The sequence below is a fragment of the Methanococcus vannielii SB genome (assembly GCF_000017165.1).
Lineage (GTDB): Archaea > AGJL01 > Methanococci > Methanococcales > Methanococcaceae > Methanococcus > Methanococcus vannielii.
In genome coordinates this window covers 68,631-89,360 of record NC_009634.1, presented here as the reverse complement: position 1 = coordinate 89,360, position 20,730 = coordinate 68,631, and the positions used below count along the sequence as shown (strand labels likewise).

Genomic DNA, 20,730 nt, shown 5'->3' with positions numbered 1-20,730 from the left:
ATAAACCCTCCTCGAATAATCATATTTATCATCTAAATCGTTTGATATCTATTATTTGGATTTTCTAAATGATTTAAAAATTGAACTAATCAATTTAAAAATATCAAAAGAAATTTTATTGTAAATCTTATTATATACGTATTTTTCAGGATTTCTAATAATTCCAAGACCTTTTGGCATTTTAACACCGACTCTATGGGCAATTTGTCGTTTAATACTTGTTTTTGCAGCAATTCTTTTTTTCAAACTTGGTTTTCTTATTCCTATTTTCATAAAATCCCTCAAAAAAACTAAAAAATCTTTTTTATTCTAAATATTCACAAATATCTTTATAATCACAGAAATAACACATTTTAGGCGTGTTAATTACTGTAAAATCTTCATCCATTATTTTATTAACATTTGAAATAACATTTTCTTTGATATTTTCGATATTTGCAGGATTTACGTCAATGATTACATCTTTTGAAACATCGGGGTTTACATAGAGTTGTCCCATTTTTACAGGATATTTCCCATATTTTTCAAAAACTGCCATGGCATAGAGTGCCATTTGTACATCTTCTGCCATTTTTGGTTTAGTAAGTACGCTTGATTTTTTTCCGGTTTTATAGTCGAGTATAATATATTCCCCATCAGGCGTTACGTCAATCCTATCAATTATTCCTGTAAATGTAAATCCCCCTAAGTCAAGATTGAATTTTTCTTCAGTAGCCAATATTTTGTTTTTATTTTTACTTTCAAAATCAAACCAGTATTCAATCATTTTCAATGATTTTGAGTACTCTTCTTCGAATTCCGTTTTTGAATTAAATGAAAATTCCTTTAAATTTTCAGAAAGCATTGATTTTGCAAGTTCTAAATCAATGGCTTCACCCTTATTTTTTAAGATCCCCAAATCTTCAAATATTTTGTGAACGTCTGTTCCAACAGTTAAATGTGCTTTCTTTGGAGTTGGAATATTCAATACGTAATTATACTTGAAATTTAGCGGACATCCAATGTACTGCTTAATTTTTGATGCGGAAAATTTCATAGATTTATCTACAAGCGGTGGTAATTTTACAGTTAATAACTCCGATAATTCTGAAATATCCGGAATATCTATTTTTAAAAAGTCATTTAAGTCGAAATTTGATAAGTTTCCGGATTTTTCGAGTTCATTTATTTTTACAAGGGTGATGATTGATTCTATTGCTTTTTTATACTGTTTTTGAACTGAATATTTGATGACTAACCTTTCATATTCTGAAATTTTTTTATTTATCGGGGATTCTACAGACATTACAGGTTTTTCAAATTTTTCAGTTTCAAAGAAATTTACCTTATCATTTTGTAAATACGAAATGCCATCTAAAAACAAACTTGGTTTTGATTCCTTTTTGTTTCCTGAAAAGATTTTAGGATACGTTAAATAAAGTTTATCTTTTGCTCTAGTCATTGCCACATAAAGTAACCTTAATTCTTCTTCTAAATAGAGTTTCTTTTCATCAAAATTATCTTTTTTAATGCCTTTTTGTAAATCCAATGGAACCGTAAATTCTTTTTTTCGATATTGCAAAGGAAGATGTCTTTCTGAAACGTCACAAACAAACACTGCTTTTGCTTCTTTTCCTTTTGACTGGTGGATCGTCATAATTTTAACAGTATCGTTTTCTAAAAAGTCTTCCGGTTCTACTTCAAAGTCGGATAAAATGTTGAGGTATTCAGAAATTTCTTCAAATTCTGTTTTTCTAACACTTTCAAATTCTTCGACAAGTGAAATTAATGAATTTAATAATTCGATATTTTTTCTTGAATTTAGCGTATTTTGATGAATTTCTAACTTGTATATGTCCGTTTTTTCAATTAACAAATGTTTTAATGTGTCTGATGGAAGATGGTTTTTCTTGTAAATTAAAAGTTCATTAATGTTTTCAAAAATTGATTTTGCAATTTCTAAATTCTCTAAATTTAATTCAGATAGATTTTTTTCCAAAACGTAAAATATCCCATCTCCGGAAATTTCCGGGTTAGAATATGTTAATTCCTTTGCTTTTTTATTTATTTTTTGAATGTCGTGTTCAAAAAGTCCTTCTCTGGTAAATATCTTTTTAAAATCTATTCCTGAATTAAATGGATCGGATATAGCGGAGATGTATGATAAAGTATCTTTAATTACTGGAAAATCTTGTAATCGGTAATTTCCAATATATTCGCTTGGAATTAACCTGTTTTTTAACGAATCGCTAAATTTTTTTCCATCCGCAGTTTTTCTGGTTAATATGAAGATATCTTTTGGAGTTAATCCCTTTTTAATTAAGTTTTGAACTTCATTAGAAACCCATTCAGCTTCGCTGTAATCATCAGGCATTGAAACTACATTTACCTTTTCTTCTGAACTTTTATTCGATTTAACTGTCTTTTTTTCTCGTTTTTCGTTATTTTTTATAAGTTCTTGGGATAAATTCACAATATTTTCAGTAGATCTATAATTTATTTCAAGTGGGATTTTTTTCAAATCTGGATAATATTCTTCAAGTTGATTGATGTTTGTTAGATATGCACCTCTGAATTGGTAGATGCACTGATCATCATCTGCTACACACGTTAACATGCCATTTTTAGTAAGCATATTTATTAAGTAAAGCTGAGAATAGTTCGTATCTTGAAATTCATCGACTAAAATATAATCGAATCTGTTTTGAAGCTGTTTTTGAATAACCGGGTTACTTTTAAGTAATTTACATGCAATTGCAACCATATCATCGTAATCGATAAGGTCGTTTTTTCTTTTGTATTCTTCATACGCCATGTAAAATTTAGAGAGATCATGAAGTTTATCTAATTCTAAAATTAATTCCGGATCATCAGTTTTTTCTAATTCTCCTAAGACATAATTTTTTAATTCTTCAGGAGAAATTAAAAAGTCATAAAATTGAGAAATTCCTTCAATTAAACTTGATATTAAATCATATGGTTTTCCAGAGACTTTAATTGTTTCAAATCCAAACGAATCAATATTTTTAACACCAAAAACACAAGCATGTTCCTTTGAAATTAATTTTGGATTTTTACTAATTCCAATATCAAGTGCAAATTCTTTTATTAACTCATTACAAAACGAGTGAAATGTCGAAACTGTGATTTCATTGTTTTTTCCAAGTTCACTTTCAATTCTATCGAGCATTTCTTTTGCAGCTTTTTCTGAGAATGTAAGTGCTAAAATTTTTTTCTTTTCCATATTTTTTGTTAAATGGGCCACTTTTTCAGTAATTGTAAATGTTTTTCCAGATCCAGGTCCTGCTAAAATTAACAATGGTCCTTTTAAGTATTCAATAGCATTTTTTTGCGATTCGTTTGGATTTTTTTTCAAGATTCCCCTCTTTGTTACCCCAATTTATAGTAATTTTTTTAACATATTTTTATATTGTGTACCTAATTTATATATTTTTCTCATAATTATGAGAATTTTATTTAATTAGAAAAATTTATAAATAATTATGCACACTATTTTGACTATGGCAAAAATACTACTCGCAACCCTGTACTCATTTGAACCAATTATTGCTGCATCAACCAAAATAGGTGCAGATCGATTAATTCTTTTAGTCGATTATAAACCTGACAAAACGCAGCAAAAGTCCATTGATTTAATAAATGATTCATTAGGTTCGGTTTTAAAAATAGATACAGTTAACACTGATGTATATGATATTGTAGAAGTTTCGAAAGAAACTGTGGAAATAATCGATTCACTATCTGACACTGATGAAATATATGTTGATATTACGGCCGGGAGAAAAACAAAAGCATTAGGTCTTTTGTTTGGTGCATACGCTAGAATTTCAAGAATTAAACGAATAATGTATGTGAAAGAAGAAAATAAGCAGCTTGTTTATCTTCCAAAATTATCTTATCAGATTACTCCTGCCCAGTACAAAATTATCGAATATATTAATAAAAATAAAATTTCATCAATGGCAGAATTTTCTGAAAACGTAGGTGTAAGTAAAGCAATGCTTTACAAACACGTAAAAGAGTTAAAAGATATGGATATCTTAGAAGAAACTCCTGATGGGTTAAAATTGACTGATTACGGGAGGATTGTTATATTATAGTTTAATTTCAATTTCATTTAAAATGTCTTTTAATATTTTCAATTCTTCAGGGGTAATTGTAATTCCTTTACTCATTTTAGTATGGTCTTGACTCCATTCTCTTATATCATATTTTGGTTCATTATTGTTCCAGCTAACAAGATTTAATTCTTTTTTCCATCCTTTTTTGGATTCTGAAAGAATTTTAATATGTTTTACAATTTCAAAAGTTACTTCTGCCATTGTTATACCCTCTAAAATTTAAAAATTTATATTGAATGTTTAATTTTTAAAACTTTCTTCAATAATTTTTTTATTTCTTTTACATTATAAGAATTTAAAGCATTTTAAAATTATGTTATTTTCTTTTAATTTAAAATAAACATCTTATATAATAAAAAGTATTTAAAATCTTATTTCGATATATCAAAATTTCGATATATCAAAAAATCTTTCAAAGAATCTAGTTAATTTTTCAATAATTATTTCTCTTTTTTTAGTTCTTTCTCCAGTTTTAGAAAATCTTGAAACTGGCGGGAAAATCTTAGTGATTGCAGTTCCTGTTGTTTGAATATTTCCGTCCCTAAACGAGTTCTTTATAAATTTGCATGTTTCGTCATGATTAAGATTTTCTTCATTAATTATTTTTTCTAATTCTTCAATTTTCTTTTTTTCTACAAATTTCTGCCAATCTTCATCTAAATTAGAGTTTTTATTGATGGATTCAATAAATTGATGAATAAGGTCTTTTTTATTTCTTAATTCTACGCTTGAATCTATTGCTTTATTTATATCCAATAAAATTTCTTTATCTTTAGTATTTTTTTCATGATATTTTTTTATTAACTTTAAAATATAATCAATATTAATTTCAATTTGTTTAATGAGTTCCATTTCAAAAACAATATCGTCATTAATATTTTCTTTTTCTGTATCGTTTTTTCTAAATTCGTTATATAAATCAATATATAAACTATGATAGTCCTGAACATCTCTTTCTGATAAAATTTCATTTCCAATAAATTCATCAAAAGTATTAAGAATATTTTTAACTCTTAAAATACTGCCATAAAGTTTGATAAAATCCTTCTGGTTTTGTTCTCCGAGTATTCTTTCCCCAATAGAAAATTTATCTTGTAATTCTTCAACTAAACTTTTATATCCTTTTATTTCTTTTCCGTCTTTTTCATATCCATTATAATATTCTTGATATGTTTTTAACAAAACGATTCCACAAGCTTCTTTATCTCCAAAAAGTGAAATTGATTCATTAGTTGCTTTTTCTAAATTTCTAAAACATACAATATTTCCAAAAGTTTTTATACTGTTTAAAATACGGTTAGTTCGAGAATATGCTTGAAGTAATCCATGTAATCTTAAATTTTTATCAACAAAAAGAGTGTTTAAGGTAGTTGCGTCAAATCCAGTTAAAAACATATTTACTACTATTAAAATATCTATTTCCCTATTTTTTACTCTTTCACTTACATCTTTATAGTAATTTTGAAATTTATCTGAACTTGTATCATAAGATGTTCCAAACATTTTATTATAATCTTTAATTGCATTTTCTAAAAAATCTCTTGAACTTGCATCAAGTCCGCTTGTTTCTTCCGAATTTTCATCAATAATTCCGTCAATTTCTTCTTCATTTGCACCAAAACTATAAATTGTTGCAACTTTAAGCTTTTTATCGCTTGGTAAATCATTTAGTTGTTCTTTAAATTCAGTATAATATTTTTTTGCCATATCAATAGAAGAAACTGCAAAAATAGAATTAAAGCCCCTTAATCTTCTTTCTTTTAATTTATACGAAACATTTCGTTTTGTTTTCTGGTCAAAATGTTCTAAAATATATTTAACAATATTATTTAGTCTAACAGGAGCTGAAAGTGCAGCTTCCCTATCAATAGTACTAACTTTTTTATCTTCAATATTTTCTGCTTCTTTAAGTGTAGAAATATAATCTACTTTGAAAGGTAGAACATTTTTATCAGCAATTGCATCAACAATAGTATAAGTATGTAATTTATCGCCAAAAGCTTGTTCTGTTGTTTTTAAATCAACTCTACCGCCAGAAGATGAATTTACTGCAAAAATAGGAGTTCCAGTAAACCCGAAAAGATGATATTTATTAAATGCTTTTGTAATTCCTAAATGCATATCTCCAAATTGGGAACGGTGACATTCATCAAAAATTAACACAACGTGACCATCAAAAATAGTATGCCCTTTGTTCCGTTTAATAAATCGGTCTAATTTTTGAATTGTTGTTATAATTATTTTTGAGTTTTTGTCTTCAAGTTGCTTTTTTAAAATTGCTGTGCTTGTATTACTATTAGCTGCACCTTTTTCAAATTTATCGTATTCTTTCATTGTTTGGTAGTCTAAATCTTTTCTATCAACAACGAATAAGACTTTATCAATAAAAGGAAGCTTACTTACTAATTGTGCAGTTTTAAAACTGGTTAAAGTTTTTCCTGAACCAGTTGTATGCCAAATATACCCTCCTGCTTTTACCGTTCCTAGTTGTTTATAATTTGTGCTTACTTCAATTTTATTTAATATTTTTTCGGTTGCAACAATTTGATATGGCCTCATAACTAAAAGCTGTTTATCTGTTGTAAATACGCAGTATTTAGTTAAAATGTTTAAAATTGTGTGTTTTGCAAAAAAAGTCTTTGTAAAATCAACTAAATCAGTAATTGGTTTATTTTTAGAGTCAGCCCACCAACTAGTAAATTCAAAACTATTGCTTGTTCTTTTTCCGTTTTTCTTTGTTTCGTTTTTTGCTTCTTTAAGGTGTTCTGACCTTGTTGTATTGCTGTAATATTTTGTATGAGTTCCGTTAGAAATTACAAAAATTTGGATATATTCGTATAAACCATTTCCTGCCCAAAAACTATCTCTTTGATAACGATTAATTTGGTTAAATGCTTCTTTTATTGCAACTCCTCTTTTTTTAAGTTCAATGTGTACTAATGGAAGGCCGTTTACTAAAACAGTTACATCATAACGATTTTTATATTTTCCTTCATCAGTAGCATATTGATTAATAACTTGTAAAAAATTACTGTGAATATTATCTTTTTTTAGTAAGTAAATGTTTTTAGTGTTTCCACTATCTAAGTTTAAGATTTTAATATAATCTTCTTGTATTGTCTTTGTTTTTTCTGCAATACTTTGATTTTTATTTGCTAATTCTGTTTTAAAAAATTGGTCCCATTCATTATCTGAAAATTTAAAATCATTTAATTTTTCTAATTGTTTTCTTAAGTTTTTTATTAAATCGTCTTCACAATTAATATTTACATATTCATAAGCTTGTGATTTTAATTGTTTAATAAATGCATTTTCTAAATCTGCTTCGCTTTGGTAAGTTTCAGGTCTTTTCCCATTATGGGGGGAATATTCTGCTACAACTGTGCTTTCAGTATTTTGCACCACAAGATTATAATTATTATTTGACATTTTTTACCTTTTTTTTAAATGTTCTAAACCTTTTTTAGTTGTTACGTATTTTTGATTTTTACTTGTTGGTTTATCTGGAATTGTTAATCCAATTAGTTCTTTTTCTAATAATGGAATTAGTATTGATTTTCTAAAATGTTCTCTATCTTTTATAGAGATATGTTTTTGTATTTCCCCCCTTGTTTTTGGAGTTTGACAGAATTTTAAGATTTCATCTTGCTGGGTATCTTGCTGGGTATCTTGCTGGGTATCTTGCTGGGTATCTTGCTGGGTATCTTGCTGGGTATCTTGCTCGTTTAATGGTATTATAATTGTAAAAATATCATTTTCAATTAGTTCAGGTTCTTTATTTGAATAGATTTTAACATATTTAGTAAGATTTCTTATTCCTGAGCCTAATTCATCAGCAAAACCAATTTCTTTAAAGACTCTTGCGATTACAGGATTTTTAGGATACGGAGAAAAATTATTTGGATTTATTTTTCCATGTCCGTGAGGCTTATTTGCATTTTCGGTTTTTATTTGGTTTTTTTCAATTATGAATTTTGCAGGAAAAGGATTTGTAAATTCCCTGTGCATTAAAATATTTGATGCAATTTCTCTTAAAATTTTATTTCTAACGCTTATTCTTTGAGTACCTTCAAGATAAAAGGGGTCTAGTAAATGTTTTTCTCCAAAAGCAATTATTCTTTCATAACTATCAATTAAGTTTATTCGAACATCATCCCTATCATCGTATCTATCTAAATTCACTTTTCTTAAGATTAAATCTGTTTTATGGTGTGGCAAAACTGATAAAATTGTTTGTTCTTTTCCAAATAATAAAATTCCTGCTAAAGTTATTCCTTCTTTATTGATTTGATAATCTTTTGAATATAATTTAGCACTTTTTAATAATTCTAAATTAGTCATTTCCTTCCAAGGATGAGTATTGTTTTGATTTACAGCTAATTTTCTTGCTTTATTTATTAAATTTTCATCTAAATCTTTTAGTTCACAATACGGATAAACTGTATTTTCAGAGTAAGTTGTTTGCTTTTTTAAGTATAATTGAGTTATGAGTGTTTGATTATTTGTTATATCTAAATCCCCATCTTCGTTTCGGTCAAATATTCTATTTTTGCATTTTTGAACTTGAGAACCAACAGGGACGTAAATGTGCAGAATTTGTTTATTATTTATAGTTACTTCTTGAATTGAAAGATAAACAGGAGGTGACATTTTTTGAGGATTGTTTATTGCAGTTACAAAATTTTTTTTTATTTGTTCTATTTTATCTTTATTTATTCCTTGAATTTCTTTATTATCTTTTACACCTAAAAGAATATCTCCGCCGTTTCTGTTAAGAAATGCACAAACCGTTTCATAAGCACTTTGAGGAATTTCATCTTTACATTCTTTAAATTCAACTGAAATTCCTTCTCCTTTTTTAAGTATTTCTTTAATTCTTTGGTTTTTCATTTTTATACCGTTAACTTTTCTTTAAATGTTAAAAGTTTATTTCTATAATATTCATATTGTTTTTTTCTTAATTCTAATTCTGCAGGAAGTCCAATTGAAATATCATTAACTAAAGCATCAAATTTATCAAGGATTGCGACTATTCGGTTTTGTTCTTGGAGGGAAGGGAATGGGATTTTGAATTTTTTTACTTTGCCATTAGATATTGAAGGGTATCCTGCTCCTTCCTGATTATTTTCAACATAATCATAAAACTTAGTAGTTTTTAATATAAAAAATAAAAATTTTGGCAATAATTTCTTAGGATTTGCTCTAAGAACACAAAAACCAGTACTGCAGATTTGATTGTGATGTTCAGAATTAATTAAAGAGTACCTTTTTAATGTGGGTCTTGTTGTTCCAAAAATTACATCTCCTTCATTTACTATTTGTTGTGCCCTACTTGGAGCATTATCGGAATTGATTGTTTTTGTTTCAGAAATTTGATTATTATCCCTACTTACGGAAGAAAGGTCAATATATTCATAATTTGTATTTTGATTTTCTTTCCATTTTATATTATTAGTATTAAGACAAATTTCTCCTAACTCCTTAAATTCAACATCATCTCCAAATGTTAATAATTCATCTCTATAATATTCATATTGCTTCTTTCTTGCTTCCAGCTCCGCTTCCAGCTCCGCTTCCAGCTCCGTAAAATTATCAAGAATTTTAACTATTTCTTCTTGAATAGGGAGAGGTGGAAGAGGAATTTTTAATGTTTCAAATAATTTTTTTTGCAAATTTTTTAAACCAGAGCCTTGAAACATTTTTTCATTAATCATAAATTGATTATCTTTTAGAAAATAATAAACAAACTTTACATTAACTAGCTCTGATTCAATACCAAATGTAAAAACATGGTCAGTATAATATGCTTTTCCACTATAATATTTGAAATCAGCTACTCCTCCGTCATTAACAAAAATATATTCACCATCAACTAAAAAATCATTGACTAAATAATCTTTTGAACCAGAAGTAAAACAAATTATTTTTCCAACGCCTAATAAAGGTATTTTTCCAACACCTATTTTTGATTTAGGTGCTCTTTTCCAAATTTCTCCTAATTCTTTAAACTCAACGCCTTCAGGACAAAGTTCATTGATTAGCTTATCAATTTTAGTAATTGTTTCAGCCATTGTTACTTATCTCCTTCAATCTCTTCAACAATACTATCAATTTCAATTCTTAATTCATTTTGTCTTTTAACAATTTCAGAAATCTTTTTGTTTAATTCTTTAATATCAATAATTTCTCTTGTGTCCTCTACAGTAACATAGCTTGAAACTGCAATGTTATAATCATTTTTAGAAATATCTGTGTTATCAACTAATTTTGAAAAATATTCTATATCGTTTCTGTTAAGAAATGCATCTAAAATTTTATTAATATTTTCGTCACTTAATTTATTTTTATTTCCGGCCCGAACAAATTCTTTTGATGCGTCAATAAACAAAGTTTTATTATCAATTTTACTTTTCTTTAAAACTATTATACATGTTGCAATTGTAGTTCCAAAAAATAAATCTGAAGGTAACTGAATAACACAATCAACATAATTATTGTCAATTAAATATTTTCTAATTTTTTGTTCAGCTCCTCCTCGATATAAAACTCCAGGAAATTCAACTATTGCGGCAGTCCCACTTGTTGAAAGCCATGCTAACATATGCATAGTAAATGCTAAGTCAGCCTTACTTTTTGGAGCTAATACTCCAGCAGGAGAAAAACGAGGGTCATTTATTAAAATTGGATTTGAATCACCCTCCCATTTAATTGAATAAGGAGGATTTGAAACAATTGCATCAAAAGGTTCATCATCAAAGTGTTTTGGATCTGTTAAAGTATTTCCATGAGCAATATCAAAATGATTATAATTAATGTCATGTAAGAACATATTAATACGGCATAAATTGTAAGTTGTTAAATTAATTTCTTGTCCGTAAAATCCTTGTCTAACATTTTCTTTTCCTAAAACTTTTGCAAATTTTAAAAGTAGTGAGCCTGAGCCACATGTTGGGTCATAAACTTTATTTACATCTTTTTTTCCAACAATAGTAATTTTTGCTAAAAGTTCGCTTACTTCTTGTGGTGTATAAAATTCTCCTCCAGATTTTCCAGCATTTGCAGCATACATGGTCATTAAATATTCATATGCGTCACCAAATGCATCAATAGTATTTTCGGAATAATTTCCTAATTTAAGTTCGTTAATTGCTTCTAAAAGATTAACAAGCTGTTTATTTCTTTGTTCAACAGTACTCCCTAATTTATTTGAATTAACATCTAAATCATCAAATAATCCTTTTAAGTCGTCTTCGCTTTCAAATCCTTTAGCAGAACTTTCAATATTTTTAAAAACTTTAGATAAAGTTTCATTTAAATTTGGGTCATTTCTCGCATTTTTTGTAACATTATAAAATAATTCACTTGGTAAAATGTAAAATCCTTTTTCTATAACCGTATCTTTTCGCCCAAATTCTGCTTCTTTGTCACTTAGTTTAGAATAGTCAAAATCTTTATTTCCTGCTTTTCTTTCTTCCTCATTAATATAATTAGTTAGATTTTCACTTATAAACCGATAAAAAAGCATTCCTAATACATATTGTTTAAAGTCCCAACCATCAACACTACCTCTTAAATTATTTGCAATTTGCCAAATAGTTCGATGTAATTCTGCTCGTTCTTGTTCTTTTGAAATCATACTTTTTCCCTTATAAAAATTTTAAACTGTCGTTTTAAAAATCATATATTTAATATAGATATAACATATATAGTTATAATCTTCTTATTTTAAACCATATCAAAACCAATCATTTTAAATTCTTTTTTAAACATAATCTAATTAACAAATTTTAAGGGGATAACGTGAATTATTTTTTATGTATTACAACAGAAGAAAATTGGAATATAATAAAAGAAAAAAAAATATGGGGGGTTTCTAAAAAATATCAAAATACAATTTCAAAGGTAAATTTAGGAGATTATTTAATAATTTACGAAATGGGAAAACAAGGAAAAGAGCCAAAACCTCAATATATTAGGGCAATTTATGAAGTAGTTTCAGAGATTAAAGAAGATAATAAAAAATTGTTTGAATCATACAGTCCAAATGAAACATATCCATTAAGGATTAAGTTAAAAGAAGTTAAAATATTTGAAAAACCGATTTTGTTTAAAGAATTAGTTCCAGAAATGGATTTTATTACAAATAAAAAATTCTGGTCAGGTTCATTAAGACGGGCAATGGCACAGATTAGTGAAAAAGATTATGAAAAAATTGTAAATTTTAAAGAATAATTTAGTTTTTCTTTTCTAATCTTTATTTAAAGGAGTTAAATTTAAAGGAGTTAAAATATGGAAACCATAATTTTATTTGATACAAGATATGGAACAACTAATAAAGTAAGTAATATCATTGCTGAAAAATTAACGACATATGGTTGTAATTGTAAAGTAGCAAATATTAATGAAAATCAAAATTTAGAATTAGATAAGTATGATAGAATAATTATTGGTGGGCCAATATATGCTGGTAACTTTCAAAAAAACATGAAAAAATTCTTAGAAAAAAACCTATCAATTTTAAAAGAAAAAGAAATATCTCTTTTTATTTGCTTTATGAATGAAGAAAAACAAATTGAGCAGTTCAATAATGCATTTCCTAATGAATTAGCTGTAAATTGTAAGACAAAAGGTTTTTTAGGCGGAGAATTTTTATTTGATAAAATGGGTTTTTTTGATAAATCCATTGTTAGAATAATTACAAAAAGTAATAAAAATCAAACAAACATTAAAAATGAGTCGATTGAAGAGTTTGTAATGGATATTTTAAAGTAAATTCAATAATTATTTTTTCTAAAATTTTTAAATTTTAAAATAATAAATAAATAAATAAATAAATAAATAAATAAATAAATAAATAAAAAAGATTAATAGGGAATTGGAAGCCCAAGTTCTTTTCTATGCCCAAGTTCTTTTTCATTTTTCTCTTTTTTCTGAAGGGAAAGTTTTTGAACTAATTCAAGTCCGGGTTTTACTTCTTCAATTTGTTTTGTCTCAAGTACTCCCGCTTCAACCATCTTATTTATGTATTCTTCTCCGTTTTTCGTCCTAATAAATACTGTGCTCCAACCATCAGGGCTACCGACAGAACCAGTTGAGATGTCTGCAAGTTCTGCGGTGTAATCCATACAAACGTGGCATGATTTTTGTTCATACATGTGAGTATCTTTTAAAGCTACGGTTTTTACTTCACCAGACTTTGAATATACCCAAAATTTACCCTTTCCAATATCTGTTTTTAAAACGTCATTCATCCTAATTCCTGCATATTGCTCTACAATTGCTTTCATACCTTCGTAGGGGAAGTTTTCCATACAGAATATTCCCAATATAAGTGCAATTTTTGAATCAGTATGTCTAAATCCCATTGGGTATTTTATTAATTTTCTAATCGCCTGAACTTGGCAAGGTGTGCCAACAATTCCAACTTTTTCAAGTGCATATTCCCTTACTGCGTCTTTTAAAACTGAAACATTTGGAGATATTGTATATTTTGTTCCAGCAGCGTTAAGTACTTCTTCAGGGGTCGTTACAATTTTTGGAACCGCTTTAAATCCTTTTTCAGTATTTGCAACGATTACACCGTCCAATAGGCCACTTTCTAAGCCATAAATGTATGAAGCAGAAATTATTCCTCCATCCTGTGATTTTTTAAGTATTGCCTTATCTGTGGCTCTTGCAGATATCGCTTTATTGTATGTTCCAAATGGATCCATAATTACCACCTTTAAACCTAATTACTCGATTTTTTGAACTACTTTTGGGAATCTAATTCTTGGGCATTGGGCCCCACAAACACCGCATTTTATACAAAATTCAGTCATAATATTTGGTTTTCCATCAATCATGTCTATTGCTTTTACTTGGCATGCGGAAGCACAAGTTCCACACCCCATACAAAGTGACATGTCAATAACTCCCTTAATTACATCGCAACCACAAGCATCTTTTCCATATTTTGCAATTTCTGCAAATGGTTCAAGGTATTCCATATCGCCATTTAACGCAGCCATGATTAAGTTTACAATTGATTCAGTTGATGGGGGGCATCCTGGAAGTGCTAAATCTACTTTTATTACATCTCCGATTGGAACGAATGCAGAATGTGAAGGTTGAGACATTTGTCCCCCTCTTGCAAATCTTGTAACGCCCCCTGATGCGGCACAAGCACCAAGTGCAACAACAATTTTTGAGTTTTTCCTCGTTGTTAAAATGTCATCCAATGAATGGTGATCATCTAAACAGACGCTACCTTCAACAAGTGCAATATCTATATTTTCAGGAATTTTTCTTTCAATTAAAATTTTATCGTTAGTTTCCGTAATTTCTGTTTTTTCGTCTGAAAGAGTAAGTGCATAAACAAGTTCAACAGCACCTAATATATCCAAAAGCTTTTCATAAGTGTCAGCAAGGGAAATTAAGCATCCTGTACAACCACTCATGTGTATATGGGCAACTCTTACCACTATATCACCATTATTCGTTTAATTCATCTATTATCATTTTAACAGCATCATCTATTGCAGAATTCACTTCAGGGGATAGTTCAAGAAGAATATCCGGTGCAGGCACGTTTTTCTGCTGGCATCCAACAACAACAATTTTTACACCGTAATTTTCATGAATATCTTTTAACATTCCTGCAAGGGGCATGTCGTGAGCATCTATATGGTATTTTGCAATATTTGGAAGATCAAAAGCATACAATTTCTTTAATTCGCCTGGAATTAACCCATAATCAATAATGTCAGCAATTATGATTTTTTTTAATGGAGTTTGGTCGTCAATTAATGACAATATGAAGTGCGAAGCTCCAGTTCCCGCATCAATTATCTGTATTTTATCGGATTTTAGAATTGGATATTCTTCTTTTAACTCATTTAGCTTATTTACGATAGCATATCCAAATCCATCGTCACCAAAAAGGACATTTCCACATCCTAAAACCAATACTTCTTTATTAAGGTATCCAGGCATGATTCACCACTTATAATATTATTTTTTTATCAATAACTTTATTTTCATGATTCATTGTAATTACGTGAGTTGCACATGAAACACAAGGGTCATATGCTCTTACAACGTGTTCTGCAAATTTGTAGTGCGTTCCTTCTGTAGCTTTACCAATTAATGGAATATTCCAAGTTGTTGCAACGATTGCGTTATAGTATGTAATTCTTCCTTTTCCATCAATTGCAGCCTGGTGGGTGTTGTGACCTCTTGCAGCTTCGTGAACGCCGAGACCTACTTTTTCACCATCACCAAGTATTGGTTCAGAGGATCTTGTTTTTCCGTTAACATCTAATTTGTCAAGAACTTCAAGTGCCCTTTTTACATTTACAATCATTTCGTAAGCTCTCGCAATGTGTATTGCCATAGCACCCTTATCTTTAAAGTCAAAAAATTTTGCAAATCTTGCTCTTGGGCCTACTTCCATAAGTCTTCCATTATATGTTGGAATAGTTGTACAAGCTTGCATTGCAACGTCTTTTTCGTAAACGTCGTAGGGTGTGTATTCTACAACTTTATTTTGCTCAATTTTTTCTCTGTTTCCGTATGTCGGATCAGTTGCAAGATATCCAAATTCGTGGTAACCTAATTTTTCTGGAATTTCTGTTCCATTTACAAGCATTCTACTTTCAAAGATAGGAATTAGGTATTCAATCTGTTCTTTTGCTAATTTTTCGTATTCTTTACATTTATAATACATTTTTGAGGCTGCATTTTCGGTAATATTTTTTAACATACCCCCTACCTTGATATTTGGTGCGTGAATTGCTTCTCCACCAACAACGTCAACAATGTATTGCCCCGTCTTTCTCATCTCTTGGATTCTTTTTATGTATTCTACTCGATCTGCTTCAGGTATAAAGTCAGGAGCGATTAAAAACTGGTGTAATGGGTGTGAATGTAATTTATTTCCAAGTCCAGTTAATTCTCTTAATAATAACCCATCTTTTGGAGGAGTAATATTACATGCATCTTCAATAGCTTCTACTGCTGATGTAGCGTGTGCTATTGGACAAATTCCACAGAATCTTGAAACTGCAATCGGTGCAAATTCTGCCAATTTTCCAACTAAGAATTTTTCAAAACCCCTAACGGGAGTTACACTTAAGTAGTTTCCTTTTTCAACAATCCCTTCATCATCCACTTTCAAGACAAGCTTTGTATGCCCTTCATGTCTTGTTGTAGGATTAATTTCTACCGTCTTTCCCATAGAATCACCTAAACAACCAATTAGATATTTAAAAATATATTACCTACATTATATTATATGATATATATTAAAAAAATTGTTAATTACATTAAATAAAAAGAGTTATATGTTAAAACAAATATCGGTTTTTTAAATATTTATTACTACTTTTTTATAAAATATATTATAAAATAATATTAAATATTATTAAATATTATTACAGATGTACCTATTAAAAATTTTTATTAACATATATATTTTTCTATTTGATATCAAATTGTTTAATTTATATATAACTAATCGTTATACTCACATCAATTAGATTAACTATTGTAGGTATTAATTTACCAAATATCTAATAACATCTGAGGTGAAATATTGTCTGAAGAATGGGAGCCAAAAATAGTCGGCTTTTGTTGCAACTGGTGTACATACGGTGGTGCAGATACAGCGGGAGTTGGTAGGATGCAGTACCCCCCAAGCATTAGAATTATAAGAGTTATGTGTTCTGGAAGAATTGAACCGTCATTTATTCTAAAAGCATTCAAAGAAGGGGCTGATGGTGTATTTATAGGTGGATGCCACCTTGGCGACTGCCACTATGATGCCGGAAACTACAAATGGCAAAGAAGAGTTTTGATGCTTTATGACATGCTTGATGAGCTTGGAATCGGAAAAGAAAGATTAATGCACGAATGGATTTCTGCTTCAGAAGGGGAAAAGTTCCAGATAAAAATGAATGAAATTTATAGTAGAATAAAAACTATGGGTCCGTGCACCTTGAAAGAAAATATTAAATAATCGTTAAAGGTGGTATAATGGTAAAAATAGCTACAACTTGGCTTGGATGCTGTTCTGGATGCCACATAAGTCTTTTGGATTTACACGAAGATTTACTGTCAATCCTTGAACAAGTTGAATTAGTTCACAGCCCTGTTTTAATGGACGTTAAAGAAATTCCAGAAAATATTGACGTTGCATTAATTGAAGGGGGGATACGAAACGAAGAAAACCTTCATACTGCAAAAGAAATGAGAAAAAAGGCAAAAATTGTAATTGCATTTGGAACATGCGCAGTTTACGGCGGAGTTCCAGGAATGGGTAACTTACACTCAAATGATGCCCTTTTAGAAAAAGCTTATAAAACTACCGTGACGACTAAAAACGAAGAAGGAATAATTCCAAGCGAAGAAGTTCCAAAATTAACTTCAAGAGTGATGCCACTTTCAGAAGTTATAGATGTTGATTACATACTTCCAGGATGCCCTCCGAAACCGGAATTAATTGCAAACGTTCTTACTTCGCTTTTAGAGGGTAAAACTCCAGAATTATCGACTAAAAACATGTGTGAAGTATGTGAAAGAGAAAAAAGTAAAGAAGGAGTATCTATTGAGTCGATTAAACGAAGCTACGAAGGGACGGCCGATTCTAAAAAGTGTTTACTTGAACAGGGGTATGTATGCATGGGAATTGCTACAAGAGCCGCATGCGGTGCTTTATGCCCTACAGCAGGAGTGCCATGTACTGGATGCTATGGCCCTACCGATAAAGTAGTAGATCAAGGTGCAAAAATGGTTTCTGCACTTTCATCCGACTATAAAGTCAGTGAAGATAGGACAATGGATGCAAAAGATCTTCCAAAACAAATAATAGATAAAATAGGTAGTTTTTATAAATTTACACTCCCAAGTGCTTTAATTCCAATAAATAACAAAAGATAATATCATAAATACGGTGATATGATGACAAAACTGTCAGTAGAACCTGTATCACGGGTTGAAGGACACGGTAAGGTTACACTTTCATTTGATGACAGTGGGAAGCTTGAAAAAGTTAATTTTCACGTTGTGGAAGTACGAGGATTTGAAAAATTTTTAGAAGGAAGATACATTGAAGATGCCCCAGTATTTACGCCAAGAATTTGTGGAATTTGCCAGGTTTCACACAATTTAGCAAGTGCAAAAGCAGTAGATAATGTATTTGGGGTAAAAATTCCAAAAACTGCAAATATGCTCAGAAATTTAATGCAACAAGCTTCAAATGTACACAGCCATGCGCTACACTTTGGAATGCTTGCATCTCCAGATTTAATGTTTCCAATGACTGATGACGCATTAAAAAGAAACGTTTTAGGTGTCGCTTCAGAAAACATTGAGGTTGTAAAAGATGCAATTGCAATGAGAAAAATCGGGCAAACTATTATACAAAAAGTTGGTGGAAGAGCAATTCACCCAGTAACTGCAATCCCAGGTGGACAATCAAAACCATTAACTGAAAAAGAAAGAGAAGAACTTTTAAAAATGTCTGAAAATTTAGTAGAAACTGCTGAAAAGACATTAACTCTCGGAAAACAGTTAGTTGAAGGATTAAAAGAAAAAGACTTATTTGACATCGGATACTTTGAGTCATACCACATGGGTTTAGTAAATAATGGTGCACAAGACATTTACGAAGGAAATATCCGTGTTGTAAACCCTGAAGGAAAAATTGAATACGAATACGACCCTTCAGAATATGCAAAATACATGTCAGAAGGTGTAAGGCCTTATTCATACCTCAAATTCCCGTACCTCACTGAAAAAGGGCCTGTTGATGGAGTTTATAGGGTAAATACCCTTTCAAGATTAAATGTTTGCGACAAAATGCCAACACCTATTGCTCAAAAATACTACGAAGAATTTGTAAAAACATATGGAAAACCTGCACATCATCCAATGCTTTTCCACTACGCAAGATTAATAGAATTGGTTTCAAGTGCCGAACTTGTTAGAAAATTCTTAGAAGATGATACAATTGTTGGAACCGACATAAGGGTTGAACCGACCGATATCGTTGGAGAAGGTGTTGGATGCGTAGAAGCTCCAAGAGGAACATTGGTACACCACTTCAAAACCGATAATAGAGGTATAATTACGGATGCAAATTTAGTTGTGGCAACCGTTCAAAATAACCCTGCAATGGACATCGGAGTTCAAAAAGTTGCTCAAAAATTCATAAAATCCCCAGAAGATGCAAAACCACACGTTTTAAACTACATGGAAATGGTAATTAGGGCATACGACCCATGTCTTTCATGTGCAACCCATACAATTGACGGAAAAGAAAGAATGCTTTCAATTGATGTATTAAAAGGCGGAAAATTAATTAAAACATTATAGGGGATATTATGATCAAGATAAACACTGAAGATTGTTATTTGTGTAAAGCTTGTGAAAATAACTGCCCTACGGAAGCTTTAAAATTAAATCCTCTTAAAGTATGCCAGCTTTGTGGAAAATGTACAAGTGTATGTCCAAACGATGCACTCCACTTAAGGGAAATTGAATTAAGTGGCAAAAAAATTAAGCAAATCGAATACAAACCAACAAAATGTAATTTATGTGGTGAATGTGTTAAGGTTTGTCCAAATAACCTAAAAATAGAAAATAGTAAGCTTAAAGGATTTTGTGTTGGATGCACAAAGTGTGTTGATATATGTCCTGACGACTACGTTGGAATGGAAGGAATTATTGAACCTGCTAAACGAAATTTCGTAATTCCAAAGGAACCAATTGTAGTAACCGATACTTGTGTTGGTTGCGGAATTTGTGTTCCAGAATGTCCTGTTGCTTCAATCTCACTAGAAAATGAAAAAGCAGTTGTTGACAAAAAATCTTGCATATATTGTAGTATTTGTGCACAAACGTGTCCTTGGAACGCAATTTTTGTTGCAGGCAAAAAATCACCAAAAAGAGATAAAAAAATCATCAAATTTGATGTTGATGATGAATTATGTATTGGTTGTGGTGACTGTACTGATAAATGTCCAAGAAATTTAATTGTAGTTAAAGATATGGTTGCAATACCTCCAAAAGGATGTCCTGCATGTGGATTATGTGTTAGTACCTGTCCTGTTGATGCAGTCGATTTAAAAGTTGAATATGGGCAAGCAAAACCTGCAACTTCTGAAGGAATCATATGGGATGAAGAAAAATGTGTATACTGCGGGCCTTGTGCCATAAAATGTCCAAATAAAGCAATAGCAGTAGTAAATCCAAAAGGACTCGAAATTCCAAGCAAATTGAAAACTGAAAAACAAAACCAATTTAGGATGTGTATTAGGTGCGGTGCTTGCGTTCAAATCTGCCCCACGGGAGCATTAAGACTTGGAAAAATTAATCATAAAGGGAAAGATTACGACAGAATCGAATTTAGTCCTAGTTTATGTAATAATTGCGGAAAATGTATCGAAACATGTCCTTATGACATACTCAAATTAACTGGAAAACGCGAAAAACCACTTGAAGGGTTCTGCGTAATGTGTTTAAAATGTATTGAAGCTTGCGAAAAAGCTAAAAAGAATGCACTATCTTTAAATTAATTTTTAATAGGGCCACCTATTAGAAATATTAATATATACATTAATATATTTAT

The 20,730-nt window shown here is 29.9% G+C and carries 18 protein-coding genes; 7 read left to right on the top strand and 11 right to left on the bottom strand.

What is annotated here, in order from left to right; translation table 11 throughout:
* Positions 1–51: 51 nt before the first annotated feature.
* The gene (locus MEVAN_RS00445) at positions 52–273 is read right to left on the bottom strand and encodes a hypothetical protein (RefSeq protein WP_011971904.1); all 222 of its coding nucleotides are present in this window, start codon (positions 271–273) and stop codon (positions 52–54) included.
* Between the two features lie 31 nt (positions 274–304).
* On the bottom strand, positions 305–3,355 hold the full coding sequence (locus MEVAN_RS00440) for an ATP-dependent helicase (protein WP_011971903.1): 3,051 nt from the start codon (positions 3,353–3,355) through the stop codon (positions 305–307).
* 145 nt (positions 3,356–3,500) lie between these two features.
* On the opposite strand from MEVAN_RS00440, the gene csa3 reads away from it, so the two are divergent.
* The gene (gene csa3 / locus MEVAN_RS00435; RefSeq protein ID WP_198002520.1) at positions 3,501–4,100 is read left to right on the top strand and encodes a CRISPR-associated CARF protein Csa3; all 600 of its coding nucleotides are present in this window, start codon (positions 3,501–3,503) and stop codon (positions 4,098–4,100) included.
* Here the strand turns inward: csa3 and MEVAN_RS00430 are convergent.
* From MEVAN_RS00430 to MEVAN_RS00410, 5 genes are all read right to left on the bottom strand, one after another.
* Positions 4,095–4,322, bottom strand: coding sequence for a YdbC family protein (locus tag MEVAN_RS00430; protein ID WP_011971901.1), 228 nt, complete (start codon positions 4,320–4,322; stop codon positions 4,095–4,097). The two genes, csa3 and MEVAN_RS00430, sit on opposite strands and share 6 nt — an antisense overlap.
* Before the next feature lie 183 nt (positions 4,323–4,505).
* Entirely contained in the window at positions 4,506–7,550 is a 3,045-nt protein-coding gene (locus MEVAN_RS00425) for a type I restriction endonuclease subunit R (protein ID WP_011971900.1), read from the bottom strand.
* Positions 7,551–7,553: 3 nt separating this feature from the next.
* Positions 7,554–9,011, bottom strand: coding sequence for an RNA-binding domain-containing protein (locus MEVAN_RS00420; RefSeq protein ID WP_011971899.1), 1,458 nt, complete (start codon positions 9,009–9,011; stop codon positions 7,554–7,556).
* Between the two features lie 2 nt (positions 9,012–9,013).
* The gene (locus MEVAN_RS00415; RefSeq protein ID WP_011971898.1) at positions 9,014–10,192 is read right to left on the bottom strand and encodes a restriction endonuclease subunit S; all 1,179 of its coding nucleotides are present in this window, start codon (positions 10,190–10,192) and stop codon (positions 9,014–9,016) included.
* A gap of 2 nt (positions 10,193–10,194) precedes the next feature.
* Entirely contained in the window at positions 10,195–11,757 is a 1,563-nt protein-coding gene (locus MEVAN_RS00410) for a type I restriction-modification system subunit M (RefSeq protein ID WP_011971897.1), read from the bottom strand.
* Positions 11,758–11,921: 164 nt separating this feature from the next.
* Between MEVAN_RS00410 and MEVAN_RS00405 the strand changes: the two genes are divergently transcribed.
* Together MEVAN_RS00405 and MEVAN_RS00400 are read left to right on the top strand one after the other, a co-directional pair.
* Positions 11,922–12,353, top strand: a complete 432-nt coding sequence (locus MEVAN_RS00405; protein WP_011971896.1) for an EVE domain-containing protein — start codon at positions 11,922–11,924, stop codon at positions 12,351–12,353.
* 57 nt (positions 12,354–12,410) lie between these two features.
* Entirely contained in the window at positions 12,411–12,893 is a 483-nt protein-coding gene (locus MEVAN_RS00400; RefSeq protein ID WP_011971895.1) for a flavodoxin domain-containing protein, read from the top strand.
* Between the two features lie 92 nt (positions 12,894–12,985).
* Here MEVAN_RS00400 and frhB read toward each other — a convergent pair whose 3' ends face one another.
* From frhB to frhA, 4 genes are read right to left on the bottom strand one after another with little or no spacing between them, the layout of a single operon-like run.
* Positions 12,986–13,834 carry a coenzyme F420 hydrogenase subunit beta gene (gene frhB / locus MEVAN_RS00395; protein ID WP_011971894.1) on the bottom strand — a complete coding sequence of 283 codons (849 nt, stop codon included), beginning with the start codon at positions 13,832–13,834 and terminating at the stop codon, positions 12,986–12,988.
* Between the two features lie 21 nt (positions 13,835–13,855).
* A complete protein-coding gene (gene frhG, locus MEVAN_RS00390) occupies positions 13,856–14,584 on the bottom strand; it encodes a coenzyme F420 hydrogenase subunit gamma (protein ID WP_011971893.1) in 729 nt (242 codons plus the stop codon).
* Positions 14,585–14,594: 10 nt separating this feature from the next.
* Positions 14,595–15,095 (bottom strand): coenzyme F420-reducing hydrogenase, FrhD protein, encoded by a 501-nt coding sequence (gene frhD, locus MEVAN_RS00385; RefSeq protein WP_011971892.1) that lies wholly within the window; start codon positions 15,093–15,095, stop codon positions 14,595–14,597.
* Between the two features lie 10 nt (positions 15,096–15,105).
* Complete coding sequence (frhA, locus tag MEVAN_RS00380) at positions 15,106–16,338, bottom strand: coenzyme F420 hydrogenase subunit alpha (protein ID WP_011971891.1); 1,233 nt, start codon at positions 16,336–16,338, stop codon at positions 15,106–15,108.
* Between the two features lie 357 nt (positions 16,339–16,695).
* Between frhA and MEVAN_RS00375 the strand changes: the two genes are divergently transcribed.
* Genes MEVAN_RS00375 through MEVAN_RS00360 form a run of 4 tightly spaced genes read left to right on the top strand, consistent with a single transcriptional unit; the run spans position 16,696 to position 20,677 of the window.
* Complete coding sequence (locus tag MEVAN_RS00375) at positions 16,696–17,118, top strand: hydrogenase iron-sulfur subunit (protein WP_011971890.1); 423 nt, start codon at positions 16,696–16,698, stop codon at positions 17,116–17,118.
* A 17-nt stretch (positions 17,119–17,135) separates the two neighbouring features.
* Positions 17,136–18,038, top strand: a complete 903-nt coding sequence (locus MEVAN_RS00370) for an NADH-quinone oxidoreductase subunit B family protein (RefSeq protein ID WP_011971889.1) — start codon at positions 17,136–17,138, stop codon at positions 18,036–18,038.
* Between the two features lie 21 nt (positions 18,039–18,059).
* The gene (locus MEVAN_RS00365) at positions 18,060–19,475 is read left to right on the top strand and encodes a Ni/Fe hydrogenase subunit alpha (RefSeq protein WP_011971888.1); all 1,416 of its coding nucleotides are present in this window, start codon (positions 18,060–18,062) and stop codon (positions 19,473–19,475) included.
* Positions 19,476–19,483: 8 nt separating this feature from the next.
* A complete protein-coding gene (locus MEVAN_RS00360) occupies positions 19,484–20,677 on the top strand; it encodes a 4Fe-4S binding protein (protein WP_011971887.1) in 1,194 nt (397 codons plus the stop codon).
* Positions 20,678–20,730 lie beyond the last annotated feature (53 nt).

Excerpts from the sequence above, each read along its gene's own strand:
- MEVAN_RS00420 (WP_011971899.1), bottom strand. The coding sequence starts at position 9,011 with ATGAAAAACCAAAGAATTAAAGAAATACTTAAAAAAGGAGAAGGAATT.
- MEVAN_RS00430 (WP_011971901.1), bottom strand. The coding sequence starts at position 4,322 with ATGGCAGAAGTAACTTTTGAAATTGTAAAACATATTAAAATTCTTTCA.
- MEVAN_RS00410 (WP_011971897.1), bottom strand. The coding sequence starts at position 11,757 with ATGATTTCAAAAGAACAAGAACGAGCAGAATTACATCGAACTATTTGG.
- MEVAN_RS00360 (WP_011971887.1), top strand. The coding sequence starts at position 19,484 with ATGATCAAGATAAACACTGAAGATTGTTATTTGTGTAAAGCTTGTGAA.
- MEVAN_RS00400 (WP_011971895.1), top strand. The coding sequence starts at position 12,411 with ATGGAAACCATAATTTTATTTGATACAAGATATGGAACAACTAATAAA.
- MEVAN_RS00365 (WP_011971888.1), top strand. The coding sequence starts at position 18,060 with ATGACAAAACTGTCAGTAGAACCTGTATCACGGGTTGAAGGACACGGT.
- frhB (WP_011971894.1), bottom strand. The coding sequence starts at position 13,834 with ATGGATCCATTTGGAACATACAATAAAGCGATATCTGCAAGAGCCACA.
- csa3 (WP_198002520.1), top strand. The coding sequence starts at position 3,501 with ATGGCAAAAATACTACTCGCAACCCTGTACTCATTTGAACCAATTATT.
- MEVAN_RS00445 (WP_011971904.1), bottom strand. The coding sequence starts at position 273 with ATGAAAATAGGAATAAGAAAACCAAGTTTGAAAAAAAGAATTGCTGCA.
- frhD (WP_011971892.1), bottom strand. The coding sequence starts at position 15,095 with ATGCCTGGATACCTTAATAAAGAAGTATTGGTTTTAGGATGTGGAAAT.
- MEVAN_RS00415 (WP_011971898.1), bottom strand. The coding sequence starts at position 10,192 with ATGGCTGAAACAATTACTAAAATTGATAAGCTAATCAATGAACTTTGT.
- MEVAN_RS00370 (WP_011971889.1), top strand. The coding sequence starts at position 17,136 with ATGGTAAAAATAGCTACAACTTGGCTTGGATGCTGTTCTGGATGCCAC.
- MEVAN_RS00425 (WP_011971900.1), bottom strand. The coding sequence starts at position 7,550 with ATGTCAAATAATAATTATAATCTTGTGGTGCAAAATACTGAAAGCACA.
- frhA (WP_011971891.1), bottom strand. The coding sequence starts at position 16,338 with ATGGGAAAGACGGTAGAAATTAATCCTACAACAAGACATGAAGGGCAT.